Source organism: Pseudophaeobacter sp. 1A16562 (assembly GCF_041008785.1).
Taxonomy (GTDB): domain Bacteria; phylum Pseudomonadota; class Alphaproteobacteria; order Rhodobacterales; family Rhodobacteraceae; genus Phycobacter; species Phycobacter gallaeciensis_A.
On sequence record NZ_JAXGFT010000021.1, the window covers coordinates 34,773 to 51,798 of the forward strand.

At 61.8% G+C, this 17,026-nt stretch carries 14 protein-coding genes and 2 tRNA genes; 10 read left to right on the forward strand and 6 right to left on the reverse strand.

What is annotated here, in order from left to right; translation table 11 throughout:
• Window positions 1-21 precede the first annotated feature (21 nt).
• From SM764_RS20900 to rpmH, 5 genes are all read right to left on the reverse strand, one after another.
• Window positions 22-1,566, reverse strand: coding sequence for a putative bifunctional diguanylate cyclase/phosphodiesterase (locus SM764_RS20900; RefSeq protein ID WP_065273587.1), 1,545 nt, complete (start codon window positions 1,564-1,566; stop codon window positions 22-24).
• A 66-nt stretch (window positions 1,567-1,632) separates the two neighbouring features.
• A complete protein-coding gene (ttcA, locus tag SM764_RS20905; protein ID WP_369002661.1) occupies window positions 1,633-2,520 on the reverse strand; it encodes a tRNA 2-thiocytidine(32) synthetase TtcA in 888 nt (295 codons plus the stop codon).
• A 106-nt stretch (window positions 2,521-2,626) separates the two neighbouring features.
• Window positions 2,627-2,893: a membrane protein insertion efficiency factor YidD gene (gene yidD / locus SM764_RS20910; protein ID WP_368948770.1), complete on the reverse strand. Its 267-nt coding sequence runs from the start codon at window positions 2,891-2,893 to the stop codon at window positions 2,627-2,629.
• Window positions 2,894-2,945: 52 nt separating this feature from the next.
• Entirely contained in the window at window positions 2,946-3,371 is a 426-nt protein-coding gene (rnpA, locus tag SM764_RS20915) for a ribonuclease P protein component (protein WP_065271426.1), read from the reverse strand.
• Between the two features lie 32 nt (window positions 3,372-3,403).
• Window positions 3,404-3,538 (reverse strand): 50S ribosomal protein L34, encoded by a 135-nt coding sequence (gene rpmH / locus SM764_RS20920; RefSeq protein WP_008554144.1) that lies wholly within the window; start codon window positions 3,536-3,538, stop codon window positions 3,404-3,406.
• A 422-nt stretch (window positions 3,539-3,960) separates the two neighbouring features.
• Between rpmH and SM764_RS20925 the strand changes: the two genes are divergently transcribed.
• The 10 genes from SM764_RS20925 to SM764_RS20970 all read left to right on the forward strand — a co-directional run bounded on the left by SM764_RS20925 (window position 3,961) and on the right by SM764_RS20970 (window position 15,634).
• Window positions 3,961-4,698 carry a TVP38/TMEM64 family protein gene (locus SM764_RS20925; RefSeq protein WP_335645307.1) on the forward strand — a complete coding sequence of 246 codons (738 nt, stop codon included), beginning with the start codon at window positions 3,961-3,963 and terminating at the stop codon, window positions 4,696-4,698.
• 2 nt (window positions 4,699-4,700) lie between these two features.
• Window positions 4,701-6,119 carry a dihydrolipoyl dehydrogenase family protein gene (locus SM764_RS20930; protein ID WP_369002662.1) on the forward strand — a complete coding sequence of 473 codons (1,419 nt, stop codon included), beginning with the start codon at window positions 4,701-4,703 and terminating at the stop codon, window positions 6,117-6,119.
• A gap of 15 nt (window positions 6,120-6,134) precedes the next feature.
• Window positions 6,135-7,520 carry a sensor histidine kinase gene (locus SM764_RS20935; protein WP_274836227.1) on the forward strand — a complete coding sequence of 462 codons (1,386 nt, stop codon included), beginning with the start codon at window positions 6,135-6,137 and terminating at the stop codon, window positions 7,518-7,520.
• A gap of 90 nt (window positions 7,521-7,610) precedes the next feature.
• Window positions 7,611-7,687: transfer RNA gene (locus tag SM764_RS20940), tRNA-Arg, on the forward strand.
• Window positions 7,688-7,777: 90 nt separating this feature from the next.
• Window positions 7,778-7,854: transfer RNA gene (locus tag SM764_RS20945), tRNA-Arg, on the forward strand.
• A gap of 219 nt (window positions 7,855-8,073) precedes the next feature.
• Window positions 8,074-9,513 carry a methyl-accepting chemotaxis protein gene (locus SM764_RS20950; RefSeq protein WP_420480635.1) on the forward strand — a complete coding sequence of 480 codons (1,440 nt, stop codon included), beginning with the start codon at window positions 8,074-8,076 and terminating at the stop codon, window positions 9,511-9,513.
• Window positions 9,514-9,680: 167 nt separating this feature from the next.
• On the forward strand, window positions 9,681-10,433 hold the full coding sequence (locus SM764_RS20955) for a 5-oxoprolinase subunit B family protein (RefSeq protein WP_274869320.1): 753 nt from the start codon (window positions 9,681-9,683) through the stop codon (window positions 10,431-10,433).
• Entirely contained in the window at window positions 10,430-11,461 is a 1,032-nt protein-coding gene (locus SM764_RS20960) for a 5-oxoprolinase subunit C family protein (RefSeq protein ID WP_368948766.1), read from the forward strand. Before SM764_RS20955 ends, SM764_RS20960 begins: the two co-directional genes overlap by 4 nt.
• Window positions 11,458-12,231, forward strand: coding sequence for a LamB/YcsF family protein (locus SM764_RS20965; protein WP_369002663.1), 774 nt, complete (start codon window positions 11,458-11,460; stop codon window positions 12,229-12,231). The genes SM764_RS20960 and SM764_RS20965 overlap by 4 nt, the downstream gene beginning before the upstream one ends.
• Before the next feature lie 190 nt (window positions 12,232-12,421).
• Window positions 12,422-15,634: a 2Fe-2S iron-sulfur cluster-binding protein gene (locus SM764_RS20970; RefSeq protein WP_369002664.1), complete on the forward strand. Its 3,213-nt coding sequence runs from the start codon at window positions 12,422-12,424 to the stop codon at window positions 15,632-15,634.
• Window positions 15,635-15,669: 35 nt separating this feature from the next.
• On the opposite strand, the gene SM764_RS20975 is transcribed toward SM764_RS20970, so the two are convergent.
• Window positions 15,670-16,515, reverse strand: coding sequence for a glycosyltransferase family 2 protein (locus SM764_RS20975; RefSeq protein ID WP_369002665.1), 846 nt, complete (start codon window positions 16,513-16,515; stop codon window positions 15,670-15,672).
• Window positions 16,516-17,026 lie beyond the last annotated feature (511 nt).

The following is a 17,026-nucleotide window of genomic DNA, read 5'->3' on the forward strand; positions in this document are numbered from 1 at the left end:
GGCGCCGGGAAATCCAAAAAATCAGGGGTTTTGCCGTCCAATGGCCGGTGCGTCCTGCAGTTTGGACTGATGCGCGGTGATCCAGTCCAGAGTCTGGTCAAAGGGCATCGGGCGGCCGATGCCAAAGCCCTGAACATGGTCACAGCCCAGTTGCGACAGCAGCGCGTGCTCGCCCACGGTTTCGACGCCTTCGGCCAGGGTTTCCAGGTCCAGACGTTCGGCCATGGTCAGGATCGCAGCAATCAGTTTCTGCTGCTCCGGATCGCGGTCCGATTTCATCACGAAAGAACGGTCGATCTTGATCCGGGAGATATTGAAGCGCCGCACCGCCGAGATCGAGGCATGGCCGGTACCGAAATCATCCAGCTCAATCCGGCAGCCCATGGCGCTCAGCGCTGCGATATTACGGGTCACCACATCGTCGGGCTGGTCCGTCATGACGGTTTCCAGAATTTCGACCGACAGGCGGTCCGACGACAGGCCAAAGCGTTCCAGTTCCCAGCGGATATTGTCGGCAAGGCCGGGGTTGCGCAGCTCCTGGGTGGCAAAGTTCACCCCGACAGAGGGAACCTCCACACCAGCCGCGTCCCATGCCTTGATGGCGGTGAGAGAGTGGAACAGCATGACCTGGCTCAGCCGCTCCATCAGCCCGGCCTCTTCCAGCGCGGGTAGGAAAGTATGCGGCGGGATCAGGCCGCGGACCGGATGCATCCAGCGGGCCAGCGCCTCAAACCCGGACACGCGTCCGGTATCCGTTGAGATCTGGGGCTGGAACCAGGGCATGATCTGACCGGTTTCCAGCGCCTCGGCAACTTCGTCGCGCAGATTACAGCGCGCTTTGGTGCGGTGATAGATATCTGCGGAATAGACCCGGATGCCCGAGGGGCCATTTTGCTGCGCCTCGGCCAGCGCGGTGGCGGCGGCAGCGACCCAGTCGGAAGGTTTGGTGCCCGGCGCACGGCTGCGCAGGCAGAACCCGATGGAGCAGGAGATATAAACCGATGTGCCATCAAGCGAGATCGGTTCTTCGACCGAGGCCTGCATGCGGCCGGACAGCTGCACGCAGGATTCCAGGTCCAGCTGCAACACGGGTGTCAGGCAGATGCCGAATTTGCTGTCGCCGATCCGTGCCACGATATCCTTATTGCGCAGGGTGCTGGCGATGCGGTCGCCGCAACGCTGCATGATCTGATCGCCGGCTTCCTGACCGTAGCGATCCACCACGTTTTTGTAATCGTCGATTTCGATGATGTAGATGACCGAGCGCAGCCCGGTATCAGAGGTATCCTCGAACACGTCGCGCACACCCAGTTCGAACCCTTCGCGCAGCATCATGCCGGTGATGCTATCCCGGGGTGTGCCGCGATTACGTGAGCGGTCAAAGCCGCCAAGGGCCGCGAAGAGAATGGGAAGGCCGAGTGCCACCCAAAGCAGCGCAGCCTCGCCGCCAATCCAGAAGGTCGCCAGTGTCAGGGCAGGCAGAAACGCCAAGACAGGAGGCGTGAACAACGCAGGAGCGATCTTTCTCCGGATGTGCGTCAGCAGACCTGAATTGAGTTTTGGCATGAGCGGACCTTTCACCTTCTGCACAGGGGTGCATGCAAAGACTATGATCCGCTTCTGACTGCGGAGTTAACGCAATACGGGAATCTTGTCCAAATCTTCTGTTTCTGATGGGTTTTTCACGCTCAACCCTACAAAATCGAACAGTTTCGGGTCAAGAAGATGCGAAGGGCGTGCATTCATCAGGGCCCGGAACATAACCTGACGGCGCCCGGGGCTGTTTGATTCCCACTGATCCAGGATCTGTTTGACCTGCTGGCGTTGCAGGCCGTCCTGGCTTCCGCAAAGGTCGCAGGGGATGATCGGGTAGTTCATCGCCTTGGCAAATTTCTCGCAATCCGCCTCGGCCACATGGGCCAGGGGGCGGAACAGGAAGAGGTCGCCCTCTTCATTGACCAGCTTGGGCGGCATGGTGGCCAGTCGCCCGCCATGAAACAGGTTCATGAAGAACGTCTCAAGGATGTCATCGCGGTGGTGCCCCAGCACAACTGCGGAGCAGCCTTCCTCGCGCGCGATCCTATAAAGATTACCCCGGCGCAGGCGGGAGCAGAGGGCGCAATAGGTCCGCCCCTGTGGCACCTTGTCGACGACGATACTGTAGGTGTCCTGATATTCGATGCGATGCGGAACGCCCATCTTTTCAAGGAATTCCGGCAGAACCGTTGCCGGAAATCCGGGCTGGCCCTGATCCAGATTGCAAGCCAGAAGGTCAACCGGCAACAGCCCACGCCATTTCAGTTCATATAGAACCGCAAGCAGGGTGTAGCTGTCCTTGCCGCCGGACAGGCAGACCAGCCAGCGCGGCGTGGTGCCGCCCGTGCGTCGTTCCACCATGCCGTATTGATCAATCGCTTCGCGGGCATAGCGGACTATGCGTTTGCGCAGCTTCTTGAATTCGGTGGTGGAGGGCGCACCGGCAAAGAGCGGATGGATTTCGTCCAGATCATCATCAAGCATGACGGCCCCGTAGCCTGTCAAAACGGCTTTGCCAAGAAAAAAGCGGGGCACAAGATTTTGAGCCGAGAGTGCCTGTCGTGGGCACTGGGCGGGGAATAGCAGCCCCTTAACCCTGTGACCTGCTCTTTTGTTCGGCCTCGTGCTGTGGATCGCTGCCCGGGACCGGATCGTAGCCATCTCCGCCCAAGGGATGGCAGCGGCCGATTCGCCGCAGGGTCAGCCATGTTCCCTTTACCGCGCCGTGTTTTTCCAGCGATTCCAGCGCATAGGCCGAGCAGGTGGGTTGATACCGGCAGTTAAAACCGACCCAGGGACTGAAGATCAGCCGATAGGCGCGCACGGGCAGGGCAAGGATGCGGGCAAAGAAGGTCATGCTGATCAAGATAGGAAGCAGGTTGGGCCCGGGGAAGGCCCCGCAGACAGGATCAGCCGTGAATCTTCTTCAGGGCGTAGATCAGGTCGCGTTTCAGCTCTTCGAACGGGCGCTGGGCGGTTTCATTGGCTCGGCCAATGAGCACATAATCCCAGCCGGGGCGGCCGTGACTGGGCAGAATCATCCGAGCCACCTCGCGCAGTCGGCGTTTGGCCCGGTTGCGGGCAACGGCATTGCCGACCTTTTTTGAACAGGTGAAGCCAACGCGAATGCCGCCGGTATCCCGGCGGTTGCGACCCTGGACCATCATGCCCTTGCTGCCCTGACGACGCGCGCGCGCCGCCGCAAGAAACTCGCGGCGCTTGGTCAACACCTCGATCCCTTGCGGGGATTCGGCGCCGTCTGGACAAACGGAAACCGCCGAAGGCGTGTCCCGGTCGTCGGCAGAGCCGTCTTTGGGGGCCTTCGGCGGTGTCATACCGTCAACGCGGATCAAGCAGTGAGCGCGATTTATGCGCTCAGCTCTTTCCGGCCACGTGCGCGGCGTGCGTTCAGGATCTTGCGGCCTGCCTTGGTGGCCATGCGCGCACGGAAGCCGTGGCGGCGTTTGCGAACCAGGTTCGAAGGCTGATAGGTGCGTTTCATCGCTCCGGTCTCCACATTATATCTACGGGCAGGGCGCGGAATCGCCTCCCGGGGTCAAATCTCGAAGCCCGGTCATTAGAAGGGATCGGGCGGCAAGTCAAACCCATTGGCCGGTGTTTTCGCCGCTTTTCGTCCCCTCATGCAATATTTATGTCAAAATTCGGGGGGCTGCGGCGCTGTCGTGTCACGAAAACCGGTGGGATTGTTACAGAGCGCGCATGTGGGCCAGTGGATTTCTCACGAAAAATGTCCGGTGATCAAGCGCCCGTGAACTGCTATGCGTCAGGCTCGTGCCGGGGCCATATTGATCATAGAAAAATGCACCGGAGCAGCAAAAGGCGCCGGGGCAGGCGGATCAAGGGGGGAGGACCTCCCCGGGTGGCCGTGCCCTGCCGAACAGCCAAGACATGGGTGAGAGCAAGATGACAGACCTCAAAAAGCCGGGCATCGCGCGGCACCTGCCTTTGATTATCGTGGCTGTGGTCGCGGTGATCGGAGCCGTGACGCTGAAGGATTACCTTACCTTCGACACGCTTCGGGACAATCGGGAGGCGCTGTTGCAGTTCCGTGATGAGAATCTGATCGGCCTCGCGGCGGTTTTTGCGGCCGTTTACATCGTCATGGTCGTGTTTTCGCTGCCCGGCGCCGCTGTTGCTTCGGTGACCGGCGGGTTCCTGTTCGGCCTTGCCACCGGGACCACGCTCAATGTGGTCTCGGCCACCATCGGTGCAGCAGGCATCTTCCTGGCGGCGCGCTGGGGGCTGGGCGAAACGCTCTCGGCCCGCTTCGAAGCCGCCGAAGGACGCGTGCAAATGTTGAAACAGGCGCTGCGGGAAAACGAGATTGAGGTGCTCCTACTGTTACGCCTTGTTCCGGCGGTACCGTTTTTCGTGGCCAATCTGCTGCCCGCCATGGTCGGGGTGAAGTTCGGAAACTTCCTGTGGACGACGGCGGTGGGAATCATCCCCGGCGCCATTGTCTTTACCTGGATCGGTGTTGGTGTCGGCGCCGTGTTCGACCGAGGCGAGGATCCCGACCTGTCGCTCCTGTGGGAGCCGCATGTGATCGGCCCGATTCTGGGGCTCTGTGTGCTGGCGGCCATGCCAATCATCGTCAAATCGTTGCGCCGCAAGGGTGCAGGCAAAACGCCGGAGGCATGATCATGCAGCGTATTAAATGTGATCTGCTGGTCATCGGGGCCGGGTCAGGCGGCTTGTCTGTCGCGGCCGGGGCCAGCCAGATGGGCGCCGATGTGGTCCTTCTGGAGGGGCACAAGATGGGCGGCGATTGCCTCAACTACGGCTGCGTGCCCTCAAAGGCGCTGCTGGCCAGCGCCAAGGCGGCCTATGGCGCCGCGCATTCCGCGGCCTTCGGGGTGGCAGATCAGGTGCCGCAGGCGGATTACGCGGCGGCCAAGGACCATGTTCAGGATGTGATCGACACCATTGCACCGGTCGACAGTCAGGAGCGGTTCGAAGGGTTCGGGGTGCGGGTGATCCGTGCGCTCGGGCGGTTTATTTCTCCGCGCGAGGTGGAGGCGGGCGATCACGTCATCACCGCGCGGCGGATTGTCATCGCCACGGGATCGTCGCCGCTGGTGCCGCCAATCCCCGGGCTGGATCAGGTGCCTTACGAGACCAACGAGACCCTGTTTGATCTGCGCGAGCGCCCAGATCGTCTGCTGATCATCGGCGGTGGCCCCATCGGTCTTGAAATGGCGCAGGCGCATGTGCGTTTGGGCAGCAAGGTGACGGTGATCGAAGGTGACACCGCGCTGGCAAAGGATGATCCTGAGGCCGCAACCCTGGTGCTGGATCACTTGCGCGCCGAAGGCGTTGAGATTGCCGAACAGGCCCTGGCTAGTGAGATTCGCGGCGCGGCGGGGGCTGTTGAAGTTGAAGCGAAGGATGGCCGCATCTTCAAAGGTACGCATCTGTTGGTGGCGGTCGGGCGCAAGACCAATACGGAGCGGCTAAACCTGGACGTAGCGGGGATCGAGACCACACGCTCCGGGATCAAGGTCGATGACAGCCTGCGCACCACCAATCGCCGCGTCTATGCCATCGGTGACGTGGCCGGGGGGCTGCAGTTTACCCATGTGGCGGGATATCATGCCGGGGTGATCATCCGCTCTGTCTTGTTCGGGCTGCCGTCAAAGGCAAAGACCGCCCATATTCCCTGGGCCACCTATACGGACCCGGAACTGGCGCAGGTCGGCCTGACCGAAGCAGAGGCGCGGAAGAAACACGGCAGCAAGCTGGAGATCGCGCGGTTTGATTTCAGCCACAACGACCGCGCCCTTGCCGAGCGCAAGGCGAAGGGTTTCATCAAGGCGATGGTGGTCAAGGGTCGTCCGGTGGGGGTCACGATTGTCGGCCATCAGGCAGGCGAGTTGATCAACCTCTGGTCGCTTGTTCTGGCCAATAATATGAAGATGAGTCAGGTCGCGGCCATGGTCTCGCCCTATCCGACGATTGGTGAGGTTAACAAACGGGTCGCGGGGGCCTATTTCTCTCCTCGTCTATTTGATAATCCCAAGGTTGAACGCGTGGTCCGGTTCGTACAGCGCTGGATCCCCTAAGCCGGAAGGGGCGAAATGCTGAATACGCTGTCGGGCAGATTTCTGGTTCTGACCACGGTCTTTGTAATGCTGGCCGAGGTGCTGATCTTCGTGCCCTCCATTTCCCGGTTTCGGCTGGATTACCTGTCGGACCGTCTGGAGCGGGCGCAGCTCGCCTCGCTGGCGCTTCTGGCCGATGATATGCTGGATTCGGAGCTGGAGAAGGAGCTTCTGGCGAATGCCGGAGTCTTCAACGTGGTTCTGCGCCGGGACGAGATGCGCCAGTTGGTGCTGTCCTCGCCGATTCCGCAGCCGATTGAAGGCACCTTTGATCTGCGCATGGCCGGGCCGTTCACGCTCATTTCCGATGCGATGACGCGTATGGTGACGCCCGGAAACCGCATTATCCGGGTCATTGGCGCGCCGGTGCGAGATGCCGGGCTGCTGATCGAAATCACCATGGAGACAGCCCCCCTGCGGTCGGCGATGATCGATTATGGCGTTCGCATTCTGATCCTGTCGGCGGTGATCTCGGTCTTTACGGCGCTTTTGCTGTTCATGGCGGTGCGGGTGTTTCTGGTGCGCCCGATCAAGGGCGTGGTGGGCTATATGCAGCGCTATGCAGCCGCGCCCGAGGATGCGCGGGGAATCATCCAGCCAAACGCAGGCGTAACTGAGCTGCGCGAAGCCGAAGAGGCGCTGATGAAGCTGCAGACCGAGCTGACCCACGCGCTGAAGCAAAAAGAACGGCTGGCGCAGCTGGGCGGAGCGGTGGCCAAGGTCAGCCACGATCTGCGCAATATCCTGACCTCGGCGCAGCTGTTCACAGACCGAATCGAAACCAGCGAGGATCCACTGGTGCGCAGGCTGGCGCCCAAGCTGGTGAATTCCATCACAAGGGCCGTTTCGCTGTGCGAAGGCACGCTGGCCTTTGGCCGTGCCGAAGAACCCGCGCCAACATTTGCTTTCGTCTCCTTGCATGAGATCGCCTGCGATGTCGCCGAAAGCGAGACTCTGGCAGCCAGCGGTGGAGAGGTCGAGATCGTGGCCGCGGTCCCGGCCGGGCTGACCGTGCGGGCAGATCAGGAGCAGCTCTACCGGATCGTGATGAACCTGGTGCGCAACGCCCGCCAGGCCATTGCTGCGACCGGAAAGCCGGGGCAGGTCAAAATCACCGCCAGCGAAGAGGATGACGCCTGGACAATCCGGATCACCGATACCGGGCCGGGGCTGCCAAAAAAGGCGCAGGACAACCTGTTCACCCCGTTCCAGGGTGGCGCGCGCAAGGGGGGCAGTGGCCTTGGCCTTGCCATCGCGCAGGAATTGGCGCGGGGCCATGGCGGCGCCGTTTATATGCGTCAGACTGGCCCGGAGGGCACGGTTTTTGAGATCTGCCTGCCCAAGGGAGACGGCGCGTTTTAAGTCGCTCACGCGCCCGTGCGGGTGCGCTGAAACTAATTTCGTTTTTGGGGTTGCGCCTATCTGCGGGTCACATTAAACCCCGCCACCAGTGGACCGATAGCTCAGCTGGATAGAGTACTTGACTACGAATCAAGGGGTCGGGGGTTCGAATCCTCCTCGGTCCGCCACTACCTGAAACACTGAAAATGGTGTGGACGGCGCAGGTTAGACGAATGGTAAATCCGCATTCGTCTGGGAGCCTTAAATCCCGCAGCAGTGGACCGATAGCTCAGCTGGATAGAGTACTTGACTACGAATCAAGGGGTCGGGGGTTCGAATCCTCCTCGGTCCGCCACTGCTTCTCTTCTCCCCTTTACTTTGTTCCGGTGTCGATGAGGCGCCCTCTCGCAGTGGAGCGGGCATGCCGCATTTTCCCGTCGGCATCTATCCCGTCGAAGCGTGAGCTATTCTTTTGCACCGCGGATTTTCTGCAAGCGTTAAAGTTTAGATAGAGATTTCCGGATAGTTTGAGCTTTCAGTACACAACCAATCCAACTCATCGCGGAGCGCTGGAGTGTTTTTTAAAGGTAGGACGCGGGCAGCGCCCGAAAGATCGGAAATGGATCGCGTGCTCGTGGATATGATCGAGCGGACTCAGGCGGTTATCCAGTTCAAAGCTGACGGAACCATCATCTCTGCGAACGAGAATTTTCTTTCGTTGCTGGGATACCAGCTCGACGAGATTGTCGGCAAAAACCATGCGATGTTCGTGGATTCGAAATTTGCAGCAAGCGGGGACTATGCACAGTTCTGGACGGCGCTGCGAGCCGGGCGCAATATGTCGGATCAATATCCCCGGCTTGCCAAGGATGGGTCGGTGGTGTGGATCCAGGCGACCTATGCACCTGTGGTTGGTGCCGATGGTGTGACCGAAAAGGTCATCAAGGTTGCAACCGATGTCACCGCCCGCCGTCGTGCCCTGCAGGAGGTAGCCGCCGGACTTCAGGCGTTGAGCGAGGGCGATCTGCGTCAGCGGGTCAATGTGCGCAGCTCGGAAGACACGGTGGTAATCGCCAAAGCCTTCAATCGCTCCATGGAACAGCTGGAAAAGGCCGTTAACACGGTCAAGAATGTGTCCTTCGCGGTGGAGCAGACCGCATCCGAGATCAGTCAGTCGTCCACCGATCTGTCGCATCGCACCGAAAGCCAGGCAGCCACGCTGGAGCAGACGGCGGCGGCTTTGGAACAGCTGACATCGACCGTGCGCGCTGCTGCTGAAGGCGCGCGCAAGGTCGAGGAAATTGTTGGCAACACGCAGTCTGTCGCCGTGCAGAGCGAGCGGGTTGTATCCGATGCCATTGGCGCCATGTCCGCGATCGAAAACTCATCCGAGCGGATCGCCAAGATCATCACTGTGATTGACGAGATCGCCTTCCAGACCAACCTTCTGGCGCTGAACGCGGGGGTTGAGGCCGCCCGTGCCGGAGACGCAGGGCGTGGGTTTGCTGTTGTTGCTGCAGAGGTCCGGGCGCTGGCGCAAAGGTCGGCGACGGCGGCGGGTGAAATCAAACAACTGATCGACGAGAGCAAGGACAACGTCGGCACTGGCGTCGATCTGGTTGGCCGCAGCGGCGAGGAACTGAAGCGAATCGTCGATGCGGTGGGGACGATCTCCGGTCACATTTCCGAGATCGCCACCGGCGCTTCAGAGCAGTCCACCACTCTGGTCGAGATCAGTGCGGGCGTTTCGCAGCTGGATCAGGTGACCCAGCAGAACGCGGCCATGGTGGAGCAGACGACGGCCGCGACACAGATTCTGTCCAACGATGCGTCGCATCTGATGCAAGAGGTACAGTCCTTCAAGACGCGTCCGGATATCGGCATGGAAACCAAGGGTGAGAGCTCTGGGAAAGGCCCCTCGGCCAAGGCTTCCGCCCCCCGGCCGAGGCCCGCCGCGCCGGTTGCGGTCGGTAACGCTGCCACGGCTGAGGCTGTGCGCTGGGAAGATTTCTGAACCCTCTGATTGACACGCGCCGCCTTGTCTTGGCTGGCACGGAGATGTCTCCTGGCATGGGGGCGGGGGTGCCCTCGCGGGGGCCTGATCCCCGGCGACGTGTAAAACTGCTGTGTTGACACTCCCGCCCTGCGCCGCAACGTTTGCGCGCAAAACAGGGGGCATGGATGACTTCGCACGTAGCTTCGGATTTCCCAATGATCCGCACGGTCGGCCTGACAGGTATGCTGGTGACCTTTGCCGATGCATTGAGTGAGCCTTCGAACCGGGCGACACTTGCCTTTCGTCAGCGACTTGAGGCGCTGGGCCTTGATGGCGTGCTTGAAACCGCAACCTCGCTGGCCTCGGTCTATATCCGTTTCGATCCCGCGATCCTTGATCATCACAGGCTACAGGCCCGGCTTGAGGAAGAGCTGAGTACCCGGGATTGGTATCAGCAGGCGCTGCCGCCCGGGCGCAGGTTCTGGCGGGTCCCCACCGTCTATGGCACCGATCTGGCGCCGCAACTGGCAGAGGCCGCCGATGCTGCGGGGATGAGCGAGGCGCAGGCCATCGACAGTCTGGGATCGGCGCGGGTGCGGGTTCTGACCATCGGTTTTGCGCCGGGGCAGCCCTATCTGGGGCCGCTGGGACCTGAATGGGATCTTCCGCGCCAGACCGAGCTGACGCCGATGGTGCCGCGCGGTGCGCTGGTCTTGGCGATCCGTCAGTTCGTGTTGTTTTCTTCTGCCACACCGACGGGCTGGCGCCATGTCGGACAAACGGGTTTCATGATCTTCCGCCCCGAATCCGAAGCGCCCTTTGCGCTGCAGGCGGGCGATGAGTTGCAGTTCGAACCGGTCTCGCGCGCTGATTTCCTGAAACTGCGAGAGAGTGATGCAGCCATGGGCGGCGCCATCTCAAAGGAGATCACGGCATGAACGCGCTGAAGGTGCTGAAAATCGGCCCGGCGGCCTCGGTGCAGGACGGCGGGCGTCCGGGTCTACTGGATCAAGGTGTGTCGCGCGGCGGCGCTGCCGATGTGCTGGCGTTGGCTGAGGGCGCTGCCTTGCTGCGGCAGGATCCGGGGCTGGCCGCGCTGGAAATGGGCGGCATGGGCGGCACTTTCGAAGCAACAGCGCCCCTGCGCATTGCCCTGACCGGGGCACCGATGGCCGCGACGCTGGATGGGGCGGCGTTGGCGTGGAACGCCAGCCACCGGATCGAGGCTGGACAGCGGCTGGACATCGGCCCGGCCCAGCGCGGTGTTTATGGCTATCTGCACCTAGGGGGCGGTATCGATACGGATCCGGTGCTTGGCTCCCGGTCCGCCCATGTGGCGGCGGGGCTGGGCCGGGCAGTCGCGGTGGGGGATCTGTTGCCTGCCGGCCCGGATGCACCGGGCGAAACGGGGCTGACCCTTGCTGCGGAAGACCGGTTTCAGGGCGGCGAGCTACGCATCGTGGAGAGTTTCCAGAGCGCGTTGTTCCCACCCGATGTGCGCCACCGCTTCGCGGAGACAGAGTTCACTCGGGGCAGCCGGGCCAACCGGATGGGGGTTGAGATGCTGTCTGAAGGGGAGGGCTTTGCGGCTGCCGGGCAGCTCAACATCCTGTCCGAAGTGATCGTGCCCGGTGATGTGCAGATGACCGGCGACGGTAAACCCTTCGTGCTGCTGCGTGAGGCCCAGACCACTGGCGGATATCCCCGGATCGGGACAGTCCTGCCTTGCGATCTGCCCAAGGTGGCCCAGGCGCAGGCGGGCGCGTCGATAAGGTTCCGCTGGGTCTCGCTGGAGGAGGGGTTGCAGATTCAGGACGCATATGACCGGGCGCTGCGCGCCTTGCCGGGCGGTTGCCATCCTCTGCTGCGGGATCCCGCAGATATTCAGGACCTTCTGTCCTATCAACTTGTCAGCGGTGCGGTCTCTGCTTTGGCCGACCCCTTTGCCATTGGAGGCGATACATGAGCAAAACTGTCGATCTGAACGCGGATATGGGCGAAAGCTTTGGCCCGTGGAATATGGGCGATGATCAGGCGCTGCTGGACGTGGTGTCCTCTGCCAATATTGCCTGTGGGTTCCATGCCGGCGATCCGGATGTGATGGCGCGTACCATGGGGCTGGCCCGCGACAATGGCGTCGGAATCGGCGCGCACCCCGGTTTTCCGGATCTGCAGGGTTTTGGCCGCCGCCGGATGCATGTGCCGCATGAAACGCTGGCCAATCTGGTACGCTATCAGCTGGGTGCAGCGCGCGGCATGGCGGCGGCGCTGGGCACCGAAGTGCGGCACCTGAAACTGCACGGCGCCCTGTCCAACATGGCCTGCACCGACTACGATATGGCGCGGGCTTGCTATCAGGCGGCACTGGAGGTGGATCCGGACATCATCATCATGGTGCTTGCGGCCACAGCCATGGAGGACGTGGTCCGGGATCTGGGCTGCAACTGGTGCGGCGAGATTTTTGCCGACCGCGCCTATAACGACGACGGCACTTTGGTTGATCGTAGTCAGCCCGGTGCGGTGATCCATGATCCGGAACTGGCAGGACCGCGCATGCTGCAGATGGTCAAGGAAGGTGCGATCATCACCGAGAGCGGCAAGCGTATTCCAACCGCCATCGACACGATCTGCCTGCACGGGGATACGCCGACGGCGGTGTCTCTGGCCCGCGCAGTGCGCGCCAGCCTGACCGAAGGCGGGGTCGAAGTCCGCCGTTTTGACGGCCGCAAGGGCTGATCCGTCGCCTGGCCTCCGGCCTGATAAGAAGTGGAGAGCTGCGCCACTTGGCACGTCTCTCAATATTGTTTTTATAATATTCAGTGTCTTAGTTGTGTATGGTGCAAAATTGGATGTTGGCTGCTATCGATAGGTCTGCACCTGCGGTATAGACGGCGCAGCTTTTTCATTCACAGCAGGATCCGGTGTTATGGCGATGCGTTTCTTCTCTACCCGTGACCGGGCCGTTCATCTGGGGCCTTTCCCGCTTGAGCGGCTGGCGCGGGGGATGATGCCGGATCTCACTGCGGTGCCGCCGTTTCAGCCTCTGACCTTCAGCCGCCCGGATCTGCCGGGGTCGATCGTCAATGCCATGGGCGATTATCAGGCGATGATGGACGCCATCCGGGATGGGCTGGTCAACAAGGCGCAGGCAGGCTGCCCGGAGGATCCCCAGGTGCGGGCGGATCATATCAAGGCGTTTGGCTATTTTGCTGATGCGGCGATGGTCGGGATCGGGCCGGTGCCTCAGTCGGCGCATCTGCAGCAGCCCTATCGCAATCCGGATATCGACCGGCTGGCCCATGATCTGAAGACCAAGCAGACCAAGACGCTGGCTTCGGGCATTGATATGATCATGGCGGATCTGCGCGATGCCATGCAGGCGCCGCCCAGTGGGATCGGCGGGCATACCCGTGCGATCACCTTCCTGTACGAGATGCCGCGCGACCCGAAACCGGGTGAGGATGGCTGCGACTGGCTGCACGATGCGGAACATCACCGCGCCTGCCTGCGAGCCAGCGAGACCGCCGTGGTGCTGGCCAATTACATTCGCCTTCTGGGCTGGGACGCCAAGGCGCATACCGGCACTTCGGCAGATGTGGACCTGAACCAGCTTGCGGTGGCTGCTGGACTGGCAACGGTGAATGGCTCCCGTTTGCACAATCCCTATCTGGGGGATCGCTTTGGTCTTGCGGTGGTGACCACCGATTTCGATCTTGCGATGGATCGCCCGCTTGCGCCTGAAGACCAGCAGCCGGGGCTTTCTACCAAGGGGCCGAAATGGTGGCTGGGCGTTGGTTCGGAACGTTCGGCGCTGAATGGCGATCCCTTCGCGGCGCGGGATTTCAAGGATGGGCCGCATCCCTTTGAAACCCTGAAGCGGGTCGAGACGCCGACCACCTATATCGACGAGGCGCGCGTGGCCCGCGTTCCCAAACGCGCCGACATGTTTGCCCGCAGCCAGTTCGGCGACATGGGCAAGGCAAATCAGAAGGCCGCGACCGGTGGGCTTTATGCGCGCAAGGCGGCGCCATCGATGGCGCAGCGGCGGATGCTGGGGGCCTTTGTCCTGTTGCAGGATGGTGAACCCGCGCAGGGACCGCGCCCCACGGATACAGAGCGCAACGCAGCCAACGTAAAGGCCGCCAGTTATTGGCTGGGGATCGACGCGGTCGGCATCAGCCGCTGCCCCGACTGGACCTGGTACAGCCATGACGCCACCGGCGCGCCCATAGTGCCTGACCACGATCAGGCCATCAGCATGATCGTCGATCAGGGCTTTGACACCACCGAGGGCACCTCGGGTGATGACTGGATCGCGGTGGCGCAATCCATGCGGGCCTATCTGCGGTTTTCCCTGCTGGGCGGGGTGATCGCGCGGCAGATCCGCAACCTTGGCTACAAGGCCAAGGCACACACCGTGATGGATGGCGAAGTCCTGCAACCGCCGCTTTTGCTGCTGTCGGGGCTGGGGGAAGTCAGCCGCATTGGCGAGGTGATTCTGAATCCCTTCCTTGGCCCGCGCCTGAAATCCGGGGTGGTGACCACCGATATGCCGCTGGCGCATGACAAGCCGATCGACTTTGGCCTGCAGTCCTTTTGCGAGAGCTGCAACAAATGCGCCCGCGAATGCCCCTCGGGGGCGATCACGGCCGGACCCAAGCTGATGTTCAACGGCTATGAGATCTGGAAAAGCGACAGCCAGAAATGCACCACATATCGGATCACCACGCCGGGCGGCGCCATGTGCGGGCGCTGCATGAAGACCTGCCCGTGGAATCTTGAGGGGATCTTTGCCGAAAAACCCTTTCGCTGGGCCGCGATGAAGCTGCCCAAGGCGGCGCCTGCGCTGGCGAAACTGGACGATGCGCTGGGCAATGGTGAGATGAATCAGGCCAAGAAATGGTGGTGGGATCTGGAGCTGGAAGAGGACGGTGGCTATCGCCCGACTCGTCACCCGGTCAATGCCCGCGGTCTGCAAAAGGATCTCGATCTGAAATACGAGGATCAGACTCTTGCGGTCTATCCCGCGCCGCTGGCGCCGCACCCCTGGCCCTATCCGTTCCCGATGGACCGGGAGGCCGGGATCGAGGCCTATCAGGCGATGGTCACGGCCGAAGAATATCAATCCCGCCGGGCGCGCGGGGAAACCGGGGCCTGGGATCACATCTATTCCAACGACGCGGATAGTCCCGTGCTGCAGGTGATCGTCTCCAAGGTCGAAGAGATGAGCGCCGATGTCACCAAGTATGAATTCCGCAGCCCCGATGGCAGCGACCTGCCGGAATGGACCGCCGGAGCGCATCTCGACATCGTCGTGGCGCCGGAATTCTTGCGGCAGTACTCCATGTCGGGCGATCCTGCCGACCGGTCAAAGTATCAGATCGGTGTCCTGCGCGAGGATGCTGGGCGGGGCGGCTCTGAACTGCTGCACCGGATCTTTACCGAAGGGCGCCGGATCTTTATTTCAAAGCCGATCAACCATTTCCCGTTGGAGGAGGGCGCTGCGAAGTCCTTCCTGATGGGCGGCGGCATCGGCGTCACCCCGATGATCGCCATGGCGCATCGTCTGCATGCGCTTGGTCGCCCGTTTGAACTGCATTACTCCATAAGTGACCGCGTAGCGGCGGGCTATCTGCCCGATCTCGCGCAGGTGCCTTGGGCGGATTGCGTTCATGTGCATGTCTCGAAGGAAGGCACCCGCGCCGATCTTGATCAGGTTCTGGCGGGCTATCAGGCAGGGTATCACGTCTACACCTGCGGCCCGGATCGCTACATGCAGGGGGTGCTTGAGGCCGCCGAGCGCCAGGGCTTTCCCGAGGAGGCGCGGCATCTGGAGTATTTCTCGGTCCCCGAGGTGCCCGAGTATGAAAACCACCCCTTCACACTGCGCCTGCGCAAGTCTGGGCGGGATCTGCACGTCCCGGCGGACAAAAGCGCGACCGATGTGCTGGCAGAGGCCGGGATCGGCGTCGATGTGAAATGTGCCGACGGGATCTGTGGGGTCTGCAAATGTGACCTCCTTTCCGGAGAGGTCGAGCACCGGGATTTCGTCTTGTCCAAGGCGCAGCGCAAAGGCGCGGTCATCCTGTGCCAATCGCGCGCAGCACAAAAGGACGGCACCATCGAGGTCGACCTGTAAGGGAAAGAGCGAAAGGGCAGGGCTAGCCTCTGCCCTTAGTCTCCGCGGGGCGGAAACCAATCCGGCAGACGCACCCGGCTGTCAAATCGCAGGCTCTTGCTGCGCAGGACCGAGATCCCCTCGTCCCGCACCGGCGATTGCAACGCGTCCCAGGCCGCTGCCTCTGCTTTCTCCCAGGGCGACAGTGGCAGATCGGCAAGGGCCGCGAATTGCGCTGCCATTTCCTGATGTGCTTGCTTCCAGGCCTTGCCGGGCGTCCCGCTGCCTACTGCGCCTGCAACTTCGGTTCGGATGTCGGCCATCTCGGTCGCCGCCTGCCGGTTGGCGAACTTCAGATGCGCAAGATAGACGCCGCGTGGCATGCAATAAGGAAACTCCGCCAGCCGCCTTGGCCGCACCTGTACCCCGTGGCGCCTCAGGTCATGCGGCTGACGCACGGCCCAGGCCTTGCTGTAATGCCCGGAGAACACACCTTGATAGAGAGGCGAGCCGGATGCCTCATCTGGTGCAAAGACATTCACCCCAAGGGCAAAGATGGCGCTGGCCTCTTGTGCGGCCAGCATCTTCGGCAGAGAGCACCAGAGTTGCGGGTCGACGCAGATCAGTTCATCCGCATCGGTCCGGATCACCCAGTCGTAGATCTCCAGTAGGCCGCGCTGAATTCCGTTCAGAAGACGCCCGCGCCAATGATCGAACCCCTGCAACCGGTCCCGAGGGATCGTGATGACCGATGCCGCCGGGCAAATCTCCTGCACCACCGGGTCCGGCCCATGGGCGACGACAAAGAGATTCTCAGCCCCCAGGGAGCCGGAATAATGCCGGTACCACTGGCGCAAAGCCCAGTAGTCCTTGTGCACCATGGTGATTGCAGCTGCTTTCATGCCTGCACTATGCGCATTCGGTCCCGCTTGGCCAAGTGGATCCTCACGCGACGCCGCAGAGGCAACTGCGGCGGTAGGGGAGGGGGGGCATATCCTCCGACGTCGCCGCCAGACTGCAGACGATGGTCCGTTGGTTGTTAGCAGAGCCGCCACCGCGGAGGATTCGACTGTTTTGTGACGGATATCAGTCCGAGTCGCTGCCGCGAGTCGCGGGTGTCTTGTGGTCTCATTGTGGTATTCGTCTAGATGTGGGGTTTTGTCGCGAGTGAGTCTTTCCACGCGTCCTTCTGCTGGGCGGGCATGGGGCGGCTCCTGGCAGTTTTTTGGCGCGATGGCTTCACTTAAGCCATTGTATTTGTGTGTTATTCCATCTTTCTTCCTGAAAAGTGTGTTTTTGTTGATTTTGGGGTTGCGGGTATTTGGAGTTGGGACTAGAACCCCCTTCACCGGCGGCGCTGAGGCGCTACGGGGCGCGGCGGAGACGCAGCTGACGGATCGGAAAGACGGTTGA

What these genes read in the sequence shown, in the direction of transcription:
- SM764_RS20900 (WP_065273587.1), bottom strand. Translation starts at nt 1,566, where the DNA reads ATGCCAAAACTCAATTCAGGTCTGCTGACGCACATCCGGAGAAAGATC.
- ttcA (WP_369002661.1), bottom strand. Translation starts at nt 2,520, where the DNA reads ATGCTTGATGATGATCTGGACGAAATCCATCCGCTCTTTGCCGGTGCG.
- yidD (WP_368948770.1), bottom strand. Translation starts at nt 2,893, where the DNA reads ATGACCTTCTTTGCCCGCATCCTTGCCCTGCCCGTGCGCGCCTATCGG.
- rnpA (WP_065271426.1), bottom strand. Translation starts at nt 3,371, where the DNA reads ATGACACCGCCGAAGGCCCCCAAAGACGGCTCTGCCGACGACCGGGAC.
- rpmH (WP_008554144.1), bottom strand. Translation starts at nt 3,538, where the DNA reads ATGAAACGCACCTATCAGCCTTCGAACCTGGTTCGCAAACGCCGCCAC.
- SM764_RS20925 (WP_335645307.1), top strand. Translation starts at nt 3,961, where the DNA reads ATGACAGACCTCAAAAAGCCGGGCATCGCGCGGCACCTGCCTTTGATT.
- SM764_RS20930 (WP_369002662.1), top strand. Translation starts at nt 4,701, where the DNA reads ATGCAGCGTATTAAATGTGATCTGCTGGTCATCGGGGCCGGGTCAGGC.
- SM764_RS20935 (WP_274836227.1), top strand. Translation starts at nt 6,135, where the DNA reads ATGCTGAATACGCTGTCGGGCAGATTTCTGGTTCTGACCACGGTCTTT.
- SM764_RS20955 (WP_274869320.1), top strand. Translation starts at nt 9,681, where the DNA reads ATGACTTCGCACGTAGCTTCGGATTTCCCAATGATCCGCACGGTCGGC.
- SM764_RS20960 (WP_368948766.1), top strand. Translation starts at nt 10,430, where the DNA reads ATGAACGCGCTGAAGGTGCTGAAAATCGGCCCGGCGGCCTCGGTGCAG.
- SM764_RS20965 (WP_369002663.1), top strand. Translation starts at nt 11,458, where the DNA reads ATGAGCAAAACTGTCGATCTGAACGCGGATATGGGCGAAAGCTTTGGC.
- SM764_RS20970 (WP_369002664.1), top strand. Translation starts at nt 12,422, where the DNA reads ATGGCGATGCGTTTCTTCTCTACCCGTGACCGGGCCGTTCATCTGGGG.
- SM764_RS20975 (WP_369002665.1), bottom strand. Translation starts at nt 16,515, where the DNA reads ATGAAAGCAGCTGCAATCACCATGGTGCACAAGGACTACTGGGCTTTG.